Here is a 19,411-nt window from a genome sequence, read left to right as displayed (position 1 = left end):
GCTTTTGAACGGTCTCCCGTGTTTCATGCCTGTCGCAAGTGGAATCTACCAAAACCATAAACAGTATGGCCGCCAGCGCCACAATTGCTTGCCAAGGCTAGTGCCTCGCGCCAGTCCGGGTCAGGGACATAGAGCAGCAATTCGCTGGCCTCACCAACTAGGGTCATATGCCGCTTCGGATGCTGACGCGAGGCCTTGTACAACCGCGTAGCCGGCCCTTGTCGGCCTAGTCTCGGTCTCGTTCTGGATCGCGCCTCGGCCAGACCAGGCATAGAGACATTCAATAGCACCCGGTGCCATCTGGCCATCAGGGTGACGCGACTGAAGGCGGCCAATACAAAGCGCTCGGGTTCCCACCGCAAGTGTTCTTCTGCTCCAAAACAGAGCGCGCTTTTCGGGCAAACCCGCAGGTTGGGGCCGTCAGGAACCTCAGGCACACGCTGGTGCTGCATATAGTGAAAATCCAAAACCTCCCATGGGGACCTTTCAGAGCTGTTTTCACTTATCGACACTCCTCTGTTAAGCGCTGAGATCAATGCGGCCAGCAATTCATCACGCCACAGATCGGCAAAACCGAACAGCCGTGCCATTACTTTGATCCGACCGCCTTCAACCCCAACATCCAGCAAAAGCGGGCAAGGCACCTGGCGGCGATACAATTGCAGATGGCGGGTGTTGAACAATGCCTGATAGGCAGATGCGTGGTCAGCCCGAGGCAGACCACGCTGGAACAGAACGTCCCCCAACGCGCCGCGCAAGGCATAGACCATCCACGCCCCGGGCCGTAGTCCGGGCGGAGTCAGGCATTCCACCTCAATGTCACAAACGCGCCACTGCGCGCGCAGCGCGGCAAAACCGCCGACAATTGGCGGAAAGTTCAACTGGTCGCGTAGCCATTCGCTAGGCTGGTGATTGGGGTGATCTGCTCCGGACACCGCCACCTCAGACAATCCAGAAATCCGTTGCTGAAGGCTGCAGGCCGCGCCCATGCACAATGCAGCGCGTCAGTGACCGATTTACGATCGGGTAAATCCGGAGGCTGTCACCGGCTTCCAGATATATCCGCAATTGTTCTGCGAGAAGCTCCGCCGCACGCGGGGTCATGCGGGCTTCGAAAACCGATCCCTGAACTCGGGTCGCCCGGTCCTCAAGCCGTCGCGCCACGCGCCCGCGTGCCTTGTTGTCGGAAATGTCATAGGCGAAAACATGAAGGATCTTGCTACTGGCCATGAAAGAACTTCTCGGTTCAGAATATGCTACGCTAACATATTGATCTTTGGCGATAAACGAGAGTTTTTCTCTTGAAATAACTATCTGGATACGTTAACCTGATGAAAATCATAGATAATATTAAAATCCGAACACAACCTAAAGATCTTTATCCAGTATTTTGGTACCTATCTGGTTTTACGGCTTTTCTTGCAATTACTACAAATATATGCAAGATGACCCCCTCAAAGAGCCCCTTCTCTCTGGGTGCTCGCTAGACAGTGCACTTCCAGCACAATCCTTGCTTATGCTCAAAGAGCCCCTTCTCTCTGGGTGCTCGCTAGACCTTATATGTTCGTACTGCGGTGTGTCTCCAGCTCAAAGAGCCCCTTCTCTCTGGGTGCTCGCTAGACGCGACGCATGGCGTTCTCCTCATATAAACTCAAAGAGCCCCTTCTCTCTGGGTGCTCGCTGGCCGTAACGTTCATCAGACGAAGGATCAGTTAGGGCGTGTTGACGTTGGAGGATTCCCAATTGATGCGCTGACTGATTCAAGGTTGCCAACATATCGCTACACGCTGCTGCAAGACACCAGTTTCAGTGCTTTCAGTGCTCTCGCAGCAACCATCATCCGGCTAAGGTGAACGTCAACAGACCCTAGTAGCCGCGCAGGATCGGCACATATGTTGACTGACCCGATACTGTTTTGGAAAAGCTGCGTGCCTGATCGTGCATCAGCCCGCGCCAGCTTTTTCCCTGCTTGCCCTCGTTCCCACTGCCGCGGTTCCTGCGGGCGACGTGGTGCCTGTAAGCTGCGATTGTGGTGCGCCTCGCCTGCGGGGTCAGTCTGACCGCGCCAGTTTCGAGGTCCTTATGGAAATCCTCTGCTTCGAGGTCACGATTGTTCAGCAGCCTGCGCGCTAGCGCCTCGACCACAGGCGCGCGGAATTCTTCCATCAGATCGAACACCAGCGCATCGGCGTAGTCGCGTGTAGAATGATAAATTCCGATCCCAGGATGCAACCCGGCGCGGCGGATAGCCATTTCTACATCTCTCTGCAACAGCGACGTCAGATAATTCAGCACCGCGTTCCCAGCGTCCAATGCAGGACGGCGCGAACGGGCTCCAATGGAAACATGTAGCAGCGATCGCCGCCAGAACCGGTAGAAACGTGCAATTGCCGAGCCTTCCAGTCCCAATAACGACGCACGGTCGGTCGCAACACGGCACTTTTTCGAGGCAACCAACATCGGCTGAACGGCACTGTCAGCGTGTTCAAGAAGTGTGGCAGCGCGTTCACGGGTCGTTGATTTGCGGGCCTGGCGAGCCTTGCGTTTCAGATCTTGTCGCCAGCCCATCATCACCTGACGTGCAGAGAGGATGCGACCTTCGGCCAGTATGCGGGCCAACGCCAGACCTTCCACCGGGTCCAACGCCATACGGGCCTGATCCAGATGCAGCCCAGCGCGGTCGGCCAGTGGGGCCTGCGTGCGGCTGATGGTAATGCCGGCGTGGCTGACCCAGTAGATAGGTAAACCTTTGGACGCGGCCAGCCTGAGGGCTGCATCACTGACGACGACACCCGGTGCCACCTCGATGCGGTCCAGCCCGTTGGGCGCACGAGCCCAGTGTTCACGCCCTTCCGAGAGAACCGACAACACCCCGCCACGTGCCTGCAGTACCGCGCCCTCGCGCTGAATGAAAAGGGTCGCATCATCCACGAAGTCTGCCCACGTGTCTGCGGGAGCAGTTCCATCGGCAATAACAAGTGGGGCATCCGGCCCTTTGGGCGCCAGCATGTCGCTGGCGCGCAACGTGTTGAATTCCTTGTCGTAAAGACGACTTACCCGTGCTGGTTCAGGTCGAATACCTGCGGATTCAGCGCGCGCCTCGGCCTTGCCCCAGCGGGTCACAGCCGCGCGTTCCTCGGCATCCAGACCATCCGGGTCCTCGGTCAGGTGATCGCGCAAAAACCGGCGGCCAAGAAAGTCAAAGCCGTCGGAAAAACGGCTGATCCGGGTCTTTTCCGGGTTAAGAAACAAGCCAAGGCGGGCGAGTTCATTTGCTGCCAGCGTCATTCCGCGACGCGCACTCTCATAAGAGCGTGCCAGCAGAAGGAAGTCATCCGCATACCGTACCAGACGAAAGCCGGCGTCTTGCAGGCGTTCATCCATTTCATCAAGGTAAAGGTTCGCAAGATATGGTGCCATGGGGCCGCCCTGAGGCAGGCCGATCCCGGCCCCGGGATTGCCGCTGGCCGTGGGATCCTGTCCGCCTGCGGCCAGCCATCTTTCTACCAGACCCAATACCCGGCCCTCGGGAACGAGGCTTGATAAAATGTCGAGCAGCGGTGCGTGAGGCACATTGTCAAAATAGGCGCGGATGTCAGCCTCGACGACCCATTCATGGCCCTCCTGCCATAAAGCAGTCACTGCGCGCGCTGCCATATCGACAGAACGTCCGGGCCGGTAGGCATAGGAACAATCCTCGAATTCCGCTTCGAACAAGGGGCGCAAAACCCGCGCCAGCGCACCCTGGGCCACCCGGTCCACAACCGAGGGAATTGACAGGATGCGGGTACCGCCGCGCTTTTTCGGGATCGCCTTTCGCTCATGGGATCGGGGCTGATAGGTGCCGCCGCGAATCTCGGTTACCAATCGGTCCAGGTTATCCTCCAGCGACGCGGCGAACATGCCAATCGTCACCCCATCGCCCCCTGCACAACCGCCATTTTTGCGATTTTTTTCCCAAGCTGCACGCATATTTTCCGGGGCCAGCATGGCCTCGAACACATTGGGCAGTGGGTACGCGTCGGCAATTGGGTCTTGCATATACCTATCTGGATTTGTTAATATACTGGTAAATAACAATTATTAATGGCCTTGGTGAAAAGTCAATGAAAAAATGGCTCCCAAATACTAACCTATCTGGAAAATGAGATTTTCTTGCAGTTCTATCAGATACATGCAAACTACCAGTCGAAGAGCCCCATCTCTCTGGGTGCTCGCTAGACGCTCTATAATGAGCTTGTACATGTCGTGGTCGAAGAGCCCCATCTCTCTGGGTGCTCGCTAGACTGGTCCAGTTGTAGACAGTTTCTTCATCTGGTCGAAGAGCCCCATCTCTCTGGGTGCTCGCTAGACTCCAGAACCCTGGAATCAAGAAACTGAAAGCCGAAGTCGAAGAGCCCCATCTCTCTGGGTGCTCGCTAGACGACAGTAGCCTTCTATAAAATCATCAGGTCGAAGAGCCCCATCTCTCTGGGTGCTCGCTAGACCAGCTGACGCCGGGATTTGCTGCACAGGTCGAAGAGCCCCATCTCTCTGGGTGCTCGCTAGACGAGTGCCTTGCACGTAGCGCCATTGTTCAGGTCGAAGAGCCCCATCTCTCTGGGTGCTCGCTAGACCACCGAGATGGACTGTGCGAATGCTCCGCGTCGAAGAGCCCCATGTATGGATGCCGCCGTTAGTGCAAGGGTTTTTCTGAACCTATGAGTGTGTGATCAGGTGCGGTCATGTATAAGGCCTCTTCATTGCGACGCTGTTCATGGCCGCGGGCCGGTATGGTGATGCGCGAACGGGGTCCAAATCATATCCAAGAGCTAAAAGCTCAATGCCACATAGATGGTTTTCCCAGCCCGGATCTGGCCGATCAATCTCCCATAAACTTCAGTGACCTCCTCACACGTCTCTTACACCGGGGCGGTAGTTGCGCGTATCGCTGTTACGCCACCGCCTCGGGATTCCGATAATCCTCGTTCTTCGTCATCATCGCCCAGATCGCACGGGCCATTCTATTGGCCAAGGTGATCGCCGCCACGAGTTTTGGTTTTCGTGCGAGAAGGCGTTCAAGCCAGGAACCCTTTTTGACACCGAAACGGCTGGCTGCTGTGATGACAGACATGGCACCACGTATCAAATGGCTGCGGATGTCCACTTGTCCCATTTTCGAGACTTTCCCAAGACGGCTTTTGCCGCCCGTGGAATTTTGTCTGGGCACCAGCCCCAGCCAAGCCGAGAAATCTCGGCCACGGGTGAAACACGTCAGATCCGGCGCGAAGGTTTCTATGGCCATGGCGGTCTGTAGCCCAACCCCCGGCACGGTTTGCAATCGTTTCATAACCGTTGACGTCTTTGCCACTGTCTTCATCGCCTCGGTCATCTCGGCGATTTGCGCCGTCAGCCCCTGAATGTGATCGACATAGACACGGGCAATCCCCCTGACTTTGTCCGGCATGCTCTCCGTCTCATCTTCGATCATTGCAGACAGCTTTTTCAAACCGCTCTTGTTCGTCGCGGCAATCACACCGTGCTCGGCCAGGTGCGAGCGTAAAGCGTTGATCGATTGGGTGCGCTGACCGATGAACATCTGCCGGGTCCGATATGCCATGGCACTGGCCTGTTGATCCTCTGACTTGACCTCGACGAACCTCATGGTCGGCCGTGATGCCGCCTCAGCAATTGCTTCAGCGTCAGCCATATCGTTTTTCTGCCGTTTAACGTAAGGCTTCACGTATTGCGGCGGGATGAGCCGCGAACTGTGACCGAGCCTGCCAATCTCCCGCGCCCAGCCATGTGCGGTCGCACATGCTTCCATCGCAATAATACACCTCGGTTGTTCTGAGAGAAACGGAAGAACCTGATTGCGGGTCAGCTTCTTACGGAAAACGACCATGCCGGTCTCAGTTGCGCCGTGAGCCTGGAAAACGTTTTTTGCCAGATCAAGGCCGATGATGGTAACTTGTGCCATATTGATGCGTCCTTTCGAGCACTATGCTGTGACGTCACCATGACGATACATTGCGACGCCACCAAGGTGGCGGCATCCACACCATCATATCCCTTTCTCGGCAGAGAATTGACGGCGTCTGAACACCGCCATGATATGCCGCCCCTCAGGGCATCACCAACTTTCGCGCGTTTCTCTCTGGGTGCTCGCTAGACACTCTGAAGCCTCTGCTGTTGGCGTCAAAGTCGAAGAGCCCCATCTCTCTGGGTGCTCGCTAGACCTTGCCCTTGGCCGTATCGTGCCTGTTTTGTCGAAGAGCCCCATCTCTCTGGGTGCCGTCAGGCATTTTCACCAAGGGTGTTGTTGAGGATTATCTCTCAGAAACGCTTCGCTTTTGAAACACGCGCGGGAGCTGGAGCGCCAATGTGGATTATCGATGCTGCGCCGGTCGAAACACTTTTTCCCAGCACAAGGCAAGTGCCCAAGACAACGCAAAAGCAATAATGGTAAAAACCAGAATCGCGAAGAATAGGATAGTGACGTTCATTACCTCAGGCCCGCCTTCGGTTGGGGTAGTGAACCAGGACTTGAACCATGTCAGTGGGAAGTATATTGTCCTTTCATTCCCCAAAACCTGCAGCATCCCAAGTGCGGAAGTGGCCAGCCCGATCAGGAAGGCGAACGCCAAGCGTTGTTTTTCAACTCGAGTCGCGCGCGCTTCTTCGTTGACTCGGATATCCTGGGCCTCGACCCGGTCCATAGCTTCAAAATCGGCTGACAGCTTGTCAATACGTTCGCGAATTGCAAAGCGCTCAGTGATAAGGGCAAACAATTCCTGCCCTTGCACCTGTGAAGATACGGTTTCACGCCAGGCTCGATGCACGAATGTGGCGAACTTCTGGTGCAAAATGCGGACTTCACCCCGGTTGTTTTTGATGCTTGAATAGCTGTCCAGCGTTTTCTCGAAGAGGTTCAATCGGGCCCGGATCAGTAGGGCATAGATCACCATGCGCCGGTAATGTCCGGGCATGTGTATTTCGTGGATATAGTCCAGGGCAAAGGAGTCATAACCATCCTTGTCCCCCGCCCATTTGTCGGCAAAACCGAGAAACGAGAAGGAGTGATCGGTGCACATGAGTGCCGACCCGTGCTGGGCAAAGCGGGGATAGGCCGAGGCGGCAAATTCTCCGCGCGAAAATTCTTCGGCATAAAAGCGCGACGGGCCCCAACCGTCCACAGTATTGTAACGCTCCAATGCTATTTGCAGATGGTCCGCGGCAAGGGTGCCGGGTGTCGGTGCCGGGCCTTCCAATATCGCAGATTGAAATACAAAGGCGCGGTCATCCCCCAGATATTCATACCGCATATCCAACCCTGAATGTTTGCGCAGGATTGCCAGCACATCGTCATCCCCATTCAGGCTCGAGGTGACAAATTTATCCTGACCATCCGGGTCAGGGGCTTTGGTGTCAAAAACCCGGCTGACTTGGCGGGCGCTAGCCGTGAAATCCAGAAGCTCAGCCAGAGTGAAATTCTCTGCCATTTCACCTTCAGTAAGCGTGATTTCCGCTTCCAGCAGCACGACCGAAGGTGTCAGGCAATGAACCCTTGTAGCGCTGACGGATCGGTTCAGGCGAGGTTCTTTGTCGCCGTAGCCCGGATACGAGGGATGGTTGACTCTGAATTTGAGCCTTGTTTCTGTATTTCCACATCGCTGAAGGACGGGGTCATTTGAACTCGGTTGCGCTTCTTTTAGCGGCATGCCGAACAACGGTTCCAGATGTTGCTGGAAGTAATTCTCAACTCCATCGTACGGGTCGGCGCTGTCGCGTGCATTGGGAAGGCCGACATCTTCCTTGGCCTCGAAGGGCAGGAACAGGCTGACGGTTGCGCTGCGGGCCTTGCGTGCTGCGACCGGGGCATTGCGCTTGAAGAAATTTATCAGGCGCCTTACGTCTGCGTCGTTTCCCGTGGCTTCGCCAGTGACAATAATCCGACCGCAGCTTGTGCTGCATTCAGATTCACCATTCTGGAGTTTGGCAATTTCCTCCATGGCCTTGGTGGCGAGCGCGTTTTCCGCCATGGGTAAAGCAGCGGTCAAATTCAATTTTTCGCCAGCAGTCTCAGTTGCCAGCACCATACCTTGATCGGGAAGTTCACCATAGATCGGCTCTTTCAACCCCCGTTTTAAATGCTGTTCGACTGCCGCGATGTTCAGTTCGTCATTGGCCTTTTTCCCAGCGGTAATGGCGTACGAGATCAGTGCGAGATTTGCGGCATGCTTCTCATGGCCACAAAACAACGCTGCCAAGTTCTTCGCCGTCGGGTCCAGACGGCCCGAGACCATCAGTGACTTTTCCATCGGCCACTGGAGGGAAAAGTCTTTAGCGGGCCAGCCCTCCTCCGCCTCAGCCGACAGAGACTCGGAAAAGAGTTTCAGAGCCGCTTTCAACTCATAACCATCAATGCGGGCCTCTGAGAGAGCATCCGCCTGTGCGACAGATTTTCTCAACGCCTCATCGGGATTAAAACCGTACAGAGCAAGGTGCTCGAGGATGTCGCGCCCACTTCCCTTCCCACGTCGTACCCCACGCACATGGCGCAAATTGTCTTGAGGCATCATGGCGCGTTCAGACAATGTGAGGGGGCGGCCGGCAAGAAAAACCGTTTTGGCGCTCCTAAGATCCTCGATATCGTACCTGCAGCCGCGTGTTGTTTCCACTTGCCGCTTGTTCGTGAAAACCAAAAAGACCTCAAAAGTCGGGTTGTCAGAAGAAAATCCGCGTTCCAGCGCTTCCAAAATTCGCTTTTCGGACAAATTCTTAGTGTTCAGAAAAATAATGCCGCGCGGCAAAGCTTGTGTATTCCCCATTACGAATTCGATCCTTGACCGTTCAGCTTATTGACTAGTAGCCTCGGGTTATACACATAGAAAGTAAAGCGATATGCCGCGCAATTGGGTGTTTTTTGAGGGAGTAAACTACGAAGAAACCGTCTATAATAGTGATGAATTGCCAGCTATTCGTGGGGCTTCGTACGCGCTTTTGATGGCACCTGAAGTTTTCGCGACCAGGCTCAAAACGATACGACAGTTGGAATTCAGCTCTTCGCTTTTGTGTGAGGTCGAAGCCACCGAGGAAGATATCAAAGAGGTGTTCTTCGATTTCTGTGCAAATCCGGACACCAACGATGAGGATTTGGACGAGACGCTGAAGTCCTTGTGTTTCAGCTACGGGATCGTGGGTTGTTCGGGCGATGAAGAAAAGTTTGCCGCAGAGTATGTCGCCGTGCGAAATGCTTCGCAAAGAAACCGGTTCCGCCTGAATGGCGCCCGCCGCCCGTCCGAGAAAAAACGAAAATCGCTGGGTAGTGTCAACAACAGAGGCAAGTACTACAAAACGCTTGGGATCAATTTTTCGGGCTCTTCGCCTGAATTTCCTCAGAATTTCAAAAACATCTTGGAAACCAAACCTGACTGGGTACCTGAAAAATTCCGACACAAGATGGCGGTGCTCGAGTTTGACGCCGACCGCCTGGGAGGCAAGCTGCCGCTGGACAATTTCGAAATCTTTTCCGCAGCGTCCGAGAGGCAACATGTCCATATGCAGGTACTTCTTCAAGAGCTTTTCGATTTGCTGAACACCGGAGAACGGCTGGAACTGGAAACACTATTGTATGCTGGTGATGAAGGCATCTTGATTTTCCCAGTCTGGAGGCTGCAGGATGTCATGAATGTTGTTGCAGATCATTTGACCGGGAAGGACGCGATGAGCAGCTACAGCGTCGGTTTGGTAATATGCGGCGTCAAAGCCCCTATCTTGGGCATTCGCCGCTTGACGCAAAAACTGCTGAACAATTGCAAGAAGTTTCATGAAAATGACTATTCAGATACCTACAACGGAATCTCATTCCTGCAATACTTGGTAACCGGTGGTATGGACGTCCCCGGCGGATCCATTGAAAATTACAGAACCAGGATACTTGAGGTGGTCTCGTTCGATCAGCCCGTAGTGTTCTCTCTCCAGCTTAGCAAGTTGAATGCCGCGTTTGATCTGATCCGCGAAAAAAAGACCAGGCGCGCCGGTGAAGCAGCAATTTCACGCTCCAGGATAAAGGAAGCGATAAATGTATTCCGAAAGCTTGGGGTGCTCACCAAATCATGGAGTGACTGGAGCGATTTTACAGACTGGGTGAAGAAGAATAATCACGAGGGAAATTCGCTAGATGGCGTAGTTGCGGTTGCATTAGAATTGGCGGGTACGGAAACGGACCCTTCGCCATTGGTTCCCACAACCGCGTCTGGTTTGTCTCCAATCATCCTCGCCCCATTGTTACATTCCGAGGCGTTGATGGCATTCCTGCCGGATGCAGCAGTTGGGGTATCGGAGGGGCCAGATGCAACAGTGGGGCGCGTGGATGTCTAGAATCCGCGTAACCTTCACCTATCATGGCCGGATCAAGGCACCGTTTCTCCAGACTGGGCAGGAAATTGCGGAATACGGATTTGACCGTTCTGCCCTGCGCAATCACAAGGATCAACTAATCCTGTCAGGCTACCAGATCCTGGGCAATCTGAAGCATGTCCTTCGTGGTCTTTTTGGCATCACAGAGAAAGAAAGCGCAGTTGGCCTGGATCTCTTGATTTCCGGCACCAAGCAAGATTGCAAACTTTCCGGTGAGGAGTTCATTGAATTTTTCGGGCAAGAGGAAGAAAACGCTTTGCCGGCCGGCGTAAAACTGTTCGATGCGCTGCTGTCGCGCGACACCGATCCACCACAAACGATCACTGGAATCGGTGCGCCTGAAACGCGCTCGGCGCAGGATCCCGAAACTGGCGCGGTCAAGGACGGGTTTTTGGTTACCAGCGAAACGCATTTTGCGCCGGAAGAGGTCGTACGCTTTGACGGCTCGGGCTATTGCTTAGTCTCGACAATGGACGATGCAAAGCGGTTGTTCCGGGTTCTGAATTGGGTAGCGGGCCAAATTGTTCTTTTAGGCGCTGACAAGACCGCCGGATATGGGCGCGCTTTGGAGTTCGTTTTCGATACCCCCACCGAAAAACCGCTTTGGGCGCTGACAAATGTTGCGGCTGCTCGCAGATACAAATTTGATGTGACAAGCGACCGGCCGCTTGTTCTTTCTCCACGCAAACGGAGCGGCAACGTTTTGGAAAGCTTGGATTACATACCCGGTGACGTCATGTTCGGAGCCGTTGCCGACTGGCTAAAACTGTCTGGAAAATACGATTATTTTAAAGGTGTACTTGCTGAAATACGCCTGCTGCATTGTTATCCCACGAAGGAGGGGACCAATGATCGCCCTGTGCCGGTTTCATGGGCCACGACCCAGAATGAGTTGGTACCTGCTGGTCTGGTGCTCCATCGGGATTCCTTTCGTAACGATCCTGTGTCCTCGGATGGTTTTAGCTTTGTTCCCGAACGGGTCTTTCGTACTCGCACAGCCGTTACTGAAGGCGACCTGACGCCAAAGGACGAGCAATTGTACACCACCTCGGCCCTTTCGCCGGAGGGTGTAAAATGGATTGGCGGATTGGAATGGGTGGGGAAGGATTCGCCGCCGGACAAATTCGTGGAGTTTGCCAAGGCGCTTGGCGCGGGCCTCCCTCGATTGGGAAGAACCGCTGCGCCAGTGAGTATTACCCTTCATGCCATGGGCGAAGTAAGTATTGCGGCGGAAACAAACGTCTCGATACAACTTTTGTCTGACGCCTGGATGACCAACTTGCAGGGCGCGCAAGACATGCACCAGATTTACGAGAGTTATTTCAGATGTCTTTTAAGTGAGGCGGTGAGGCTGAAGGATTTCGCTGCGATTCAGGCAAACCGCACTACGCCTAAATTCCGGAACGACGTCTGGCCGCTGACGTTGACTGGCTCGGAATTCGCCCTGATCATTAACGACGAGGCGCGCGACAAGCTCAACCGTCTTGCGCAAACCGGATTGCCCCCCTTCGACGCACAGGCTCACTTCGAGACTTGCCCCTTCATACGCGCCAATGGTTATGGTGATTTTCTAGTGAGGACCTGATCGATGGCGTTTTTCTTTGCAAAACGATGGAGTTTTACCCTGTCTCTGGACGCACTGACAGATGTTCACGTCGGCTCTGGTCGGCTGGTATTTGTCGAAAGTGACGGGAATTCTCGCCAAGTGCTGGAGCAAGCGAAGGATGTGAACGGCAAAGCCTATATCCCGTCAACCGCATTCAAGGGCGCATCGCGCGATACCGGCCGCGGCGCAGGCCATGATATAGATACCCTGTTCGGAAAGGCGTGCGTAAATGCGCCATCCTCACGGGCCGGACGCCTGGTATTTTTTGGGGCAACCCTTAAAGAGCATGGCGCAGCATTGGACATGCCAAAGTTCAACCCACAAAGCGGAACCTATATTCGACCGCAGCATGCGCGCGATCGCGACACACGGACGGTGAAGCCGAAATACCTTTACCACGCCGAAAATATACCGCGCGGCACGCACTTTACGCTAGAAGCTATGTTTTTTGATCACGATGGCGCTGCGGATGGGCTAAAAGAACTCGTTATGCCCTTGCTGGACCGGATGGCTGCAGATGACGGGTTTTCTGTGGGAGCAAATAAGACCACGTTGGGGCAAATGCGCCTTGCAGACACAGAGGTTTCCTTTGCTTGCGATAAAATCACTCGCAAAGAAAAAAACGATCATGGGCGCACATGCATAACTGTTGGGGCGAAAAAAACTGTTCGGGTAATTCCGATCAAACCAACGAGTCCGGCGCAGAGAATGCTGAACATTAACTGTCCCGGCCCTCTTCTGATCGCCGATCCTGAGCGTGGCGAAGCAGCAGCAGCCCTGACTCCTGACCGTAAAAAGGTCATCTCTGAAATGCGCTTTGCAAAGGGGCAGCCATCGGGATGGGAACGCGCGTTGCGCCAGAGCCTTCGCAGTCTGGCAGGGTATCTCGAGGCAACTCTGGATGAAAATTCGTCCGATCGCATAGATGACCCCTTTTTGTCCTATAAAAGTTTCAACTTGCTTTGCTCCACGCAGCGTCTGTTCGGGGTTGAGGGGTTTCGTGGGCTGTTATCGCTGCATGTTTACGAAGCTGAAAACCAAGACCACGGGTCATTCCCGGGGCTTGAGCTTGATGTGTTGACCCAAGGGGCATTGGAGCCTGCGGCTTTTTTAATCAACTGCCCGGTTGGGGGTAGGCTAAAAATTGCCCTCCGCATTGATAAGGCGAGGTATGATTGCCTCCTTAGCAGGCTAGATGACGCTGAGGCGATTAGGAAGGGCGATGCGGCCCTTGTTGACCGCCTGAACGAATATGTAGCCACCCAAGGCATTCAGGCTGGAGCAAAGGTGACACGGGGCTATGGCTGGTTCGCCCCGTTCGATATGGCTTTGAGCCTGGGGGAACCGTAAAATGCCTGATATGTTGAGAAACAGCAGCGCGCGGATCAATTATGCCTTTGTTCCGGCAACGCTGCCAGTCCCGCCCGCGATTGTCGGCCCAGGCAAAGTCCTGCTGCTCAGCCACATCCAACCCATTCCTAGCGGAATAAATGCAACCTTGCGCATTCGATGGCGTGCGACCTCGCCCATACTATGTGGTAACGAGGGGGAGACGTCAGAATATTCCTATACAGATAATAATGGGCGTCGGCAAAAAACCAAGGTCAAATTGACCATACCCTTAAAAAACGGCGCAGAGGGGCGCGAAACGCTTAGCGGCACAGCGCTGGCCGGAATGATCCGTAACGTGCTGAAAGCGGTGACAGGGTCATATTATGGGCCAATCAATAAAAAATATATCAATCGTTTTGGTAGTAGACTTGCGCGAGGAGAACACCCGATCACCTCCGCGGATATAAACGAAGAGAATAGTGAAATTGGCAAAGCATTGCGGATACTTCAAAACAGACAAGCAAGCGGTGAAGAAAAGCGAACGGCGAAAGAAACCATAGCGACGGAACGCACCAAGACGCTCAACGGCATGAGAACAGACAATAGCGACTGGAGTACGATCGCCGATGTCGCAGACCGGACTTATTGTCCGGATGCTACCAATAACGTCCTAGACTGGACTAATGCCATGATGGGCTTTGTGCTGGGTGAAAATGAAAATGCCGAGCGGAGCAATGACCAATGGCGCCCCGAATGGCCTGCGGGCCTGGGTGATGCCTTTCCGCAAGGGATCCAAAGCCGTATTTCCTTTAGCTTTGCTGATTGTCTAACCGTTGCACCCGGACTGTGGCCGAACCGGGTAGAAACGGTCCTGAAGGTTCCCGGTGCCAGCCCCAAGGTAAGCTTTAACCCGTCATACTTAGCAGAAGGGGCCTGGAACACGGGCGACTCACGCTTGGCCGGGCTGAAAATATATCCAGTACATGACCCGGACTTGGGAGCATTCAGCGAGAATGCGGCTTTCTTTGAGAATTATACCAGTTATGACAGAGACAGTACAACAAACCCGCCCGTGGCCTCCGATACGCTTCTTCGTTTCATCATGGCGAGTGATGAGGCACCCATCGAATTCGAGGGCACCATCGCTTGCCACAATCTTGCACCCGCCGAGTTTGGAGCTTTAATCTGGGCGCTGTTTGTGGGTGAGCCAGTCAGCGTAACGGCGCATGATGATCTCCGGCACAATATTGGACATTTGCGCGGTTTCGGAATGGGGCAATTGGCACCGATGCTAGTGGATGCGAACCTTAGCATCAATCCCAATCCAGAAGCGGGTAAACGGCGTCAAGAGCTTTCGGGTGAGCTCGCATACAAAAAGATGGATGACCTGCGTCAGGACTTCGAGAAAACAGATACCGGTAAGTTGACCGCCCCTGCACGCGAGCGCCTCAAGTTGTTTAGGTCACGGAGGTTCGGAAATAGGTTGAAGGACCACGGGAGAATAAAATCATACGTCGCGTCCACGGGGCGGGACGCACTGAAATTCACGGAACTGAAAGGCAGAGATTTTAGCATATCCAAGGAAGACGATGCTATCATCGAATCTCTGGAGTAGTGAATTCCTTTTATCTCGACATGAGCAGTGTTGTCAGAACAAATCGGCTTGAGACAGGCAAGGCGGTTTTGTAGCTCCTGCTGATGACTAAACCAGACCCTTTCAACCGACATTCCCCAAGTAGAACGCCGTTCTTGTGATGTTGACGCCTGATTACATAGCAATCAAGCCTCTTTGGCGCGCCATAGCAGTTTCTGGGCATCTGGAACGCAAGTCGAGCGCGATTTCTGGTCACGGAGGTGCGGTCTGCACAGATTTCGGTTTGATCAGCACATGTTTGGTTTGGACAGCGCTATCGAGCCGCTCTTCCTCAGATTTTGGTGCTGACGTCTTCATGTTGGAACCGGCGGTGCGCGCAGCCGCTGGATGGCTGCCAGAATACGGTTGAACAAATCGCCGCTGACCGCAACTTCAGCAAGTTGGAAGGTAAGCCGAGCCATTCCTCGAAATCGAGACCCATCGGCCGGGCGAAGACCGGCAGTCCAAGGCGACGCATCGACAGTTCGCTTTCATCGATCTTGAAATCGTGGTTGCGGTCCAGAATGGCAAGCGACTCTGTGGCGCCTGCAATCTCTTCCGCCGAAAGCCGGATATCACCGTCACGATCCAGAAGGTTTGTGATCCGGTGCCAACGGATTAGCGGAAGAACCTCTTCATAGGCACCCATTTCAACGCCATTGAGCTTCCCATCGCCGTTGTCATCAAGCGTCAGCAGTCGCTCCCCGGCGCGCAAGATTTCATCTCCAGAGAGGACACCGTCGCCGTCGGCATCAACGGCCATGGGCACGCGCAAAAGCTGCTCGATCATGTCCGGGAAAGGCTTGCCGTCCCCGCTGTTGTTTTCGAGCATTGAGTGACGCGCGTCTGAAAGTACCGTGGTCGGTACTGCGGTCAGTGCCGTCACCGCAACGGCAGATACGTAAAGCATCCCGTAACGAAGTCTCATTCATTCTCCTCCTTGGTGATAGGATTTTTCACATCGGGTCTTTCCAAGGCTACGCGAGAGCCACGCGGGTCGGTGCTCGCTGGCGCACGGCATTGGCCCATCCCTTTGTTGGTAACGAGGTATCGCGATAATTTGCAGCCGCGATTATTCAATCGCGATTACAAAAAAAAATCGCTGTCGAGCAACGAACCAGCCATCTTGAATTAGAAAGCCTCGATCGATCTGAATATTGCGTATTCCGGGGTGATGTGCCCACCGATACCGATTTGATGCGCCCACCCGTTCCGATTTCATCCGCCCACCGATTCCGGGGTATTCGCCCACCCCTGTGACGTGCTGCTGCGAGGCAATCTGTAACCGGCTACCTTCCGCCCTTTTGGCACGAAGGAAGTCCGATGAAGAGATTGCCGATGCGGAAGATACGAGATGTTTTGCGGCTCTCAGCCGAGGGGTTGTCGACGCGCCAGATTGCGGCAAGCCTGGCGATCGGGCGCACCACTCTTCGGGGCTACCTTGATCGCGCCGACGAGTTGGGCCTGAGCTGGCCGCTGCCGCCAGATCTTTCTGACACTGACCTTGAACGGAAAATCTATCCCCGGAAGGCGCGTGATGTGTCAAACCGCGCGACCCAACCTGACTGGGCGCATAAGTGACATGCCGAAATTCGTGCCCGGGAATTAGCGAGAACCGGATCTATGCCTGTCCGAACGCCGCCTGATGGGCGGTCAATCACCCAGATCACGAAATACGCGCTGTCACGGGCAGCTCACGCCGTCAGCCAAAAGCGCCAATGCCGCGGAGCAGCTTAGTCCTCCCGCCCTTCCAACGTCTTTCCGACGGTAAAGCCTAACTCAACTCCACTGGTGTCCACAGCGAACTGAGCGGCAAAGCAAAGTTTCCGTCACCAAAAGTGAGCTTTTCCTGCCCCAGATAGAACACAAGACCGGTGGTGTTGCGCCCTTTGCCTGGCCCATCCGTTGCAAACCACTTCAGATGTTTGAAATCGTCAACCGCAACCGTGGCCGCTGACTTGACTTCGACCGCCACCAGCCGGTGACCTCCGTCGATCAGAATGTCGATCTCTCGCCGGTCCGCGCTGCGCCAGTGATAGAGTCGGTAGTCCTCGTCTTGCATCGGCAAGGCACGCTGCAACTCGCCAACCACGAAGCTTTCCAATAAGCCGCCCAGTGCTTCCGGGCTGTTGCCGATCTCGAACGATCTGTCATTCAGCCGGCGAAGGGCTGCGGCAATGCCAGTATCGACAAAGTGGAATTTCGGCTGCTTGATATCTCGCTTGCTCTCGCCCGGCATCCAGGCACTCAGCTTGCTCACCATCGAAAGCCGCATGAGAATGTCGAGGTATTGATCGACAGTCTCGCGCTTGAGCTTTGCGAGTTTTGCCAGTTCGGATGTGTTGATCTCCTGCGCAGTCCGCACGGCCATTTGGTCAATCAAGATGCGCAACGCATCAGGCTTGCGAATGGGCATGACGTCGGCCACGTCCCGATCCACCACCGCATCAACATAGTCGCGATACTGCCGCTGCCTCGGTCGCAGAGGAAGTATGCGCGTTTCAGGGAAACCGCCCGCAAGTATGAGGTCAATGTAGCCTTTGCGGCCGAGAGGCGCAGGATCGGAGATCTGTGCCAGCGATGGTGCATCCTGCATCGCCCAGTCGATCAATCGGCTCACGGGCGACCGGTTGATTTCGGACGTGGTCAAAGGCCAGAGCTTGAGTGTCCTCATCCTGCCGGCAAGCGAGTCTGCGACCTCTGCAGTGGTAAAGACGTTCGAAGACCCCGTCAGAACAAACTGACCTTTTCGGCGATTGCGATCGACAATCGTTTTGATGGCGAGCGCGAGCTTTGCAGACCTTTGTGCCTCGTCGATGATAACCGGCATATCGCCCTGATCATCTGCAAGGCTTGTCAACTGCCCCTCGGGGTCCGCATTCATGGCTGCCAATACCGCCGCATCATCCAGCGTGACGAAACGACCCTTGTCAAACAGGTCTCGAACAAGCGTCGTTTTGCCGACCTGCCTTGGCCCAACAAGGTTTACAACCCGCGCTGATGCCAAGGCATCACGCAGCTCGGGCGTAAGATGGCGCGGCAGATATTCGTCTATCTCGGTCATTTCACAAGATGCTTAGTAGAGACTTCACCATATGTCCACTACAAGCTACACCATTTGACCGGTATGAGCCTCACCAAACAACCATCTCTGTCACCCAACTAAGCTGTCCCCAGCCCCGCATCCGCGAGCTGTTCCCGGTCTGGGAGGTCGCGCAGGGTCTCCAGCCCGAAGGCCGCGAGAAACTGTTCGGTGGTCACATAGGTATAGGGCTCGCCACGCCGTGGGGATCGCGGCCCGGTCCCGATCAGCCCTTGCGCGTGCAGCCGTCCGATCAGGTCGCGGCTGATCTCCTTGCCAAAGATGTCCTTCAGCCCGTCACGTGTGATGGGCTGATGATAGGCAATGGCGGCCAGGACGGCAAAGTCGAACTCCCTCAGATCGAGGCTCTGCGCGCCGATATCCGCCGCGGCCCGGATCGCCGGCGCATAGGCGGGTCGCGTCCGGAACATCCATCCACCCGACACACTGGCCAACTCAAAGGACCGGCCTTCCAGATCAGCAGCAAGATCTTCGACCAACAGATCGACCGAAGCCCCCTGCCCCACCACCTTTTCAAGGTCTTCACGCGACACCGGTGAAGCGGAGGCAAACAGCACGGCCTCGACGCGTTTCATCCATTCCCGCCAGCGCAACTCGGGCGGCAGGTCTTCAAGCTCGCGGTCCAGGTCCGGCTCAGGTCGATCCTTTGCCATCCCTACACTCCGTAAAGCCGGAAGAAGTCGCGCCCGGTCAACTCGCGCGCAACACCCAGATCGACCAGCCGATCGCAGAACCGCCGCGCGGCGCGGTCCGAGTTGAGAGATGCCAAGGCGGCCGGTGCCACCGCATCGCGGGTCAGAAACATCTCGACCGCCGCGCCTGCCCCCTTGGCGCGCAGTTTCGGCGCCACCGCTTTCAATCGATCCGTCCGCCGCGACAAATCCGAGGCCTGACGCGCGAGTTCCGCGGCCGACCTGGTCACCGCGCGATGGCACGCCAACCGCAACTCTTCCCCGCGCTGGCGCAGAGCGCCCCGCCGCAGGCTCGTTGCCAGCAATGGCAGCGCATATCTCCACCCAAGCGCCTGCGCCAATGCAACATCGGCAAGGATCAACGCGACAGCTTCCTCCTGCGGGTGATCGGACAAGACAGTTTCCAGAACCAAAGCCGCCCGTGTGACCGGTGCCCCCGTCCCGGTATCCAGCCAGGTCGCGATCCTGGCCGGTTCGACCCCGGGCAAAGCACGGTGCAGCGCCTTGATCGAAAGCGGCCGCTCACCCGAACCACCTGATGCCACGTCCACCGTGCAAACCAGTCCGATTACCCTGCGCTCCCATGTGGCAAGCTCAGGAACGCACGACTGCAATCTGATCACACGAACCCCGGACCGTTTGTT

Annotated in this window: 14 protein-coding genes and 1 CRISPR repeat array; of the genes, 5 read left to right on the top strand and 9 right to left on the bottom strand. The window is 55.3% G+C overall.

The window, feature by feature from the left end; translation table 11 throughout:
- Positions 1-23: 23 nt before the first annotated feature.
- The 5 genes from QO231_RS11550 to QO231_RS11530 all read right to left on the bottom strand — a co-directional run bounded on the left by QO231_RS11550 (position 24) and on the right by QO231_RS11530 (position 8,810).
- Positions 24-770, bottom strand: coding sequence for a hypothetical protein (locus QO231_RS11550; RefSeq protein ID WP_316776252.1), 747 nt, complete (start codon positions 768-770; stop codon positions 24-26).
- Between the two features lie 172 nt (positions 771-942).
- The gene (gene cas2 / locus QO231_RS11545) at positions 943-1,230 is read right to left on the bottom strand and encodes a CRISPR-associated endonuclease Cas2 (protein ID WP_316776250.1); all 288 of its coding nucleotides are present in this window, start codon (positions 1,228-1,230) and stop codon (positions 943-945) included.
- A gap of 636 nt (positions 1,231-1,866) precedes the next feature.
- On the bottom strand, positions 1,867-4,041 hold the full coding sequence (cas1, locus tag QO231_RS11540; protein WP_316776248.1) for a CRISPR-associated endonuclease Cas1: 2,175 nt from the start codon (positions 4,039-4,041) through the stop codon (positions 1,867-1,869).
- Between the two features lie 146 nt (positions 4,042-4,187).
- A CRISPR array of direct repeats spans positions 4,188-4,616; the repeat unit is 36 nt; unit sequence GTCGAAGAGCCCCATCTCTCTGGGTGCTCGCTAGAC.
- 317 nt (positions 4,617-4,933) lie between these two features.
- Positions 4,934-5,959, bottom strand: coding sequence for an IS110 family RNA-guided transposase (locus tag QO231_RS11535; protein WP_316776246.1), 1,026 nt, complete (start codon positions 5,957-5,959; stop codon positions 4,934-4,936).
- A 409-nt stretch (positions 5,960-6,368) separates the two neighbouring features.
- The gene (locus QO231_RS11530) at positions 6,369-8,810 is read right to left on the bottom strand and encodes a hypothetical protein (RefSeq protein ID WP_316776244.1); all 2,442 of its coding nucleotides are present in this window, start codon (positions 8,808-8,810) and stop codon (positions 6,369-6,371) included.
- A 73-nt stretch (positions 8,811-8,883) separates the two neighbouring features.
- Here QO231_RS11530 and QO231_RS11525 point away from each other — a divergent pair, with 73 nt between their 5' ends.
- From QO231_RS11525 to QO231_RS11510, 4 genes are read left to right on the top strand one after another with little or no spacing between them, the layout of a single operon-like run.
- Positions 8,884-10,362: a hypothetical protein gene (locus QO231_RS11525; protein WP_316776242.1), complete on the top strand. Its 1,479-nt coding sequence runs from the start codon at positions 8,884-8,886 to the stop codon at positions 10,360-10,362.
- A complete protein-coding gene (locus tag QO231_RS11520; protein ID WP_316776240.1) occupies positions 10,334-11,986 on the top strand; it encodes a hypothetical protein in 1,653 nt (550 codons plus the stop codon). Before QO231_RS11525 ends, QO231_RS11520 begins: the two co-directional genes overlap by 29 nt.
- Before the next feature lie 3 nt (positions 11,987-11,989).
- The gene (locus tag QO231_RS11515; RefSeq protein WP_316776238.1) at positions 11,990-13,357 is read left to right on the top strand and encodes an RAMP superfamily CRISPR-associated protein; all 1,368 of its coding nucleotides are present in this window, start codon (positions 11,990-11,992) and stop codon (positions 13,355-13,357) included.
- A gap of 1 nt (position 13,358) precedes the next feature.
- Complete coding sequence (locus QO231_RS11510) at positions 13,359-14,954, top strand: hypothetical protein (RefSeq protein ID WP_316776236.1); 1,596 nt, start codon at positions 13,359-13,361, stop codon at positions 14,952-14,954.
- 310 nt (positions 14,955-15,264) lie between these two features.
- Here QO231_RS11510 and QO231_RS11505 read toward each other — a convergent pair whose 3' ends face one another.
- Positions 15,265-15,900 (bottom strand): EF-hand domain-containing protein, encoded by a 636-nt coding sequence (locus QO231_RS11505; RefSeq protein WP_316776521.1) that lies wholly within the window; start codon positions 15,898-15,900, stop codon positions 15,265-15,267.
- 410 nt (positions 15,901-16,310) lie between these two features.
- On the opposite strand from QO231_RS11505, the gene QO231_RS11500 reads away from it, so the two are divergent.
- Positions 16,311-16,553 (top strand): helix-turn-helix domain-containing protein, encoded by a 243-nt coding sequence (locus QO231_RS11500; protein ID WP_316776233.1) that lies wholly within the window; start codon positions 16,311-16,313, stop codon positions 16,551-16,553.
- A 193-nt stretch (positions 16,554-16,746) separates the two neighbouring features.
- Here QO231_RS11500 and QO231_RS11495 read toward each other — a convergent pair whose 3' ends face one another.
- From QO231_RS11495 to QO231_RS11485, 3 genes are all read right to left on the bottom strand, one after another.
- Positions 16,747-18,036 (bottom strand): ATP-binding protein, encoded by a 1,290-nt coding sequence (locus QO231_RS11495; protein WP_316776231.1) that lies wholly within the window; start codon positions 18,034-18,036, stop codon positions 16,747-16,749.
- Between the two features lie 98 nt (positions 18,037-18,134).
- Complete coding sequence (gene scpB / locus QO231_RS11490) at positions 18,135-18,728, bottom strand: SMC-Scp complex subunit ScpB (RefSeq protein ID WP_316776229.1); 594 nt, start codon at positions 18,726-18,728, stop codon at positions 18,135-18,137.
- Positions 18,729-18,730: 2 nt separating this feature from the next.
- On the bottom strand, positions 18,731-19,390 hold the full coding sequence (locus QO231_RS11485; protein WP_316776515.1) for a DUF1403 family protein: 660 nt from the start codon (positions 19,388-19,390) through the stop codon (positions 18,731-18,733).
- Positions 19,391-19,411: the final 21 nt, after the last annotated feature.

Origin of the sequence: Sedimentitalea todarodis, from assembly GCF_032595355.1 — a bacterium.
Classification (GTDB): domain Bacteria; phylum Pseudomonadota; class Alphaproteobacteria; order Rhodobacterales; family Rhodobacteraceae; genus Sedimentitalea; species Sedimentitalea todarodis.
The sequence above is the reverse complement of the archived record's forward strand: the minus strand, read 5'-3'. Positions and strand labels throughout refer to the sequence as shown.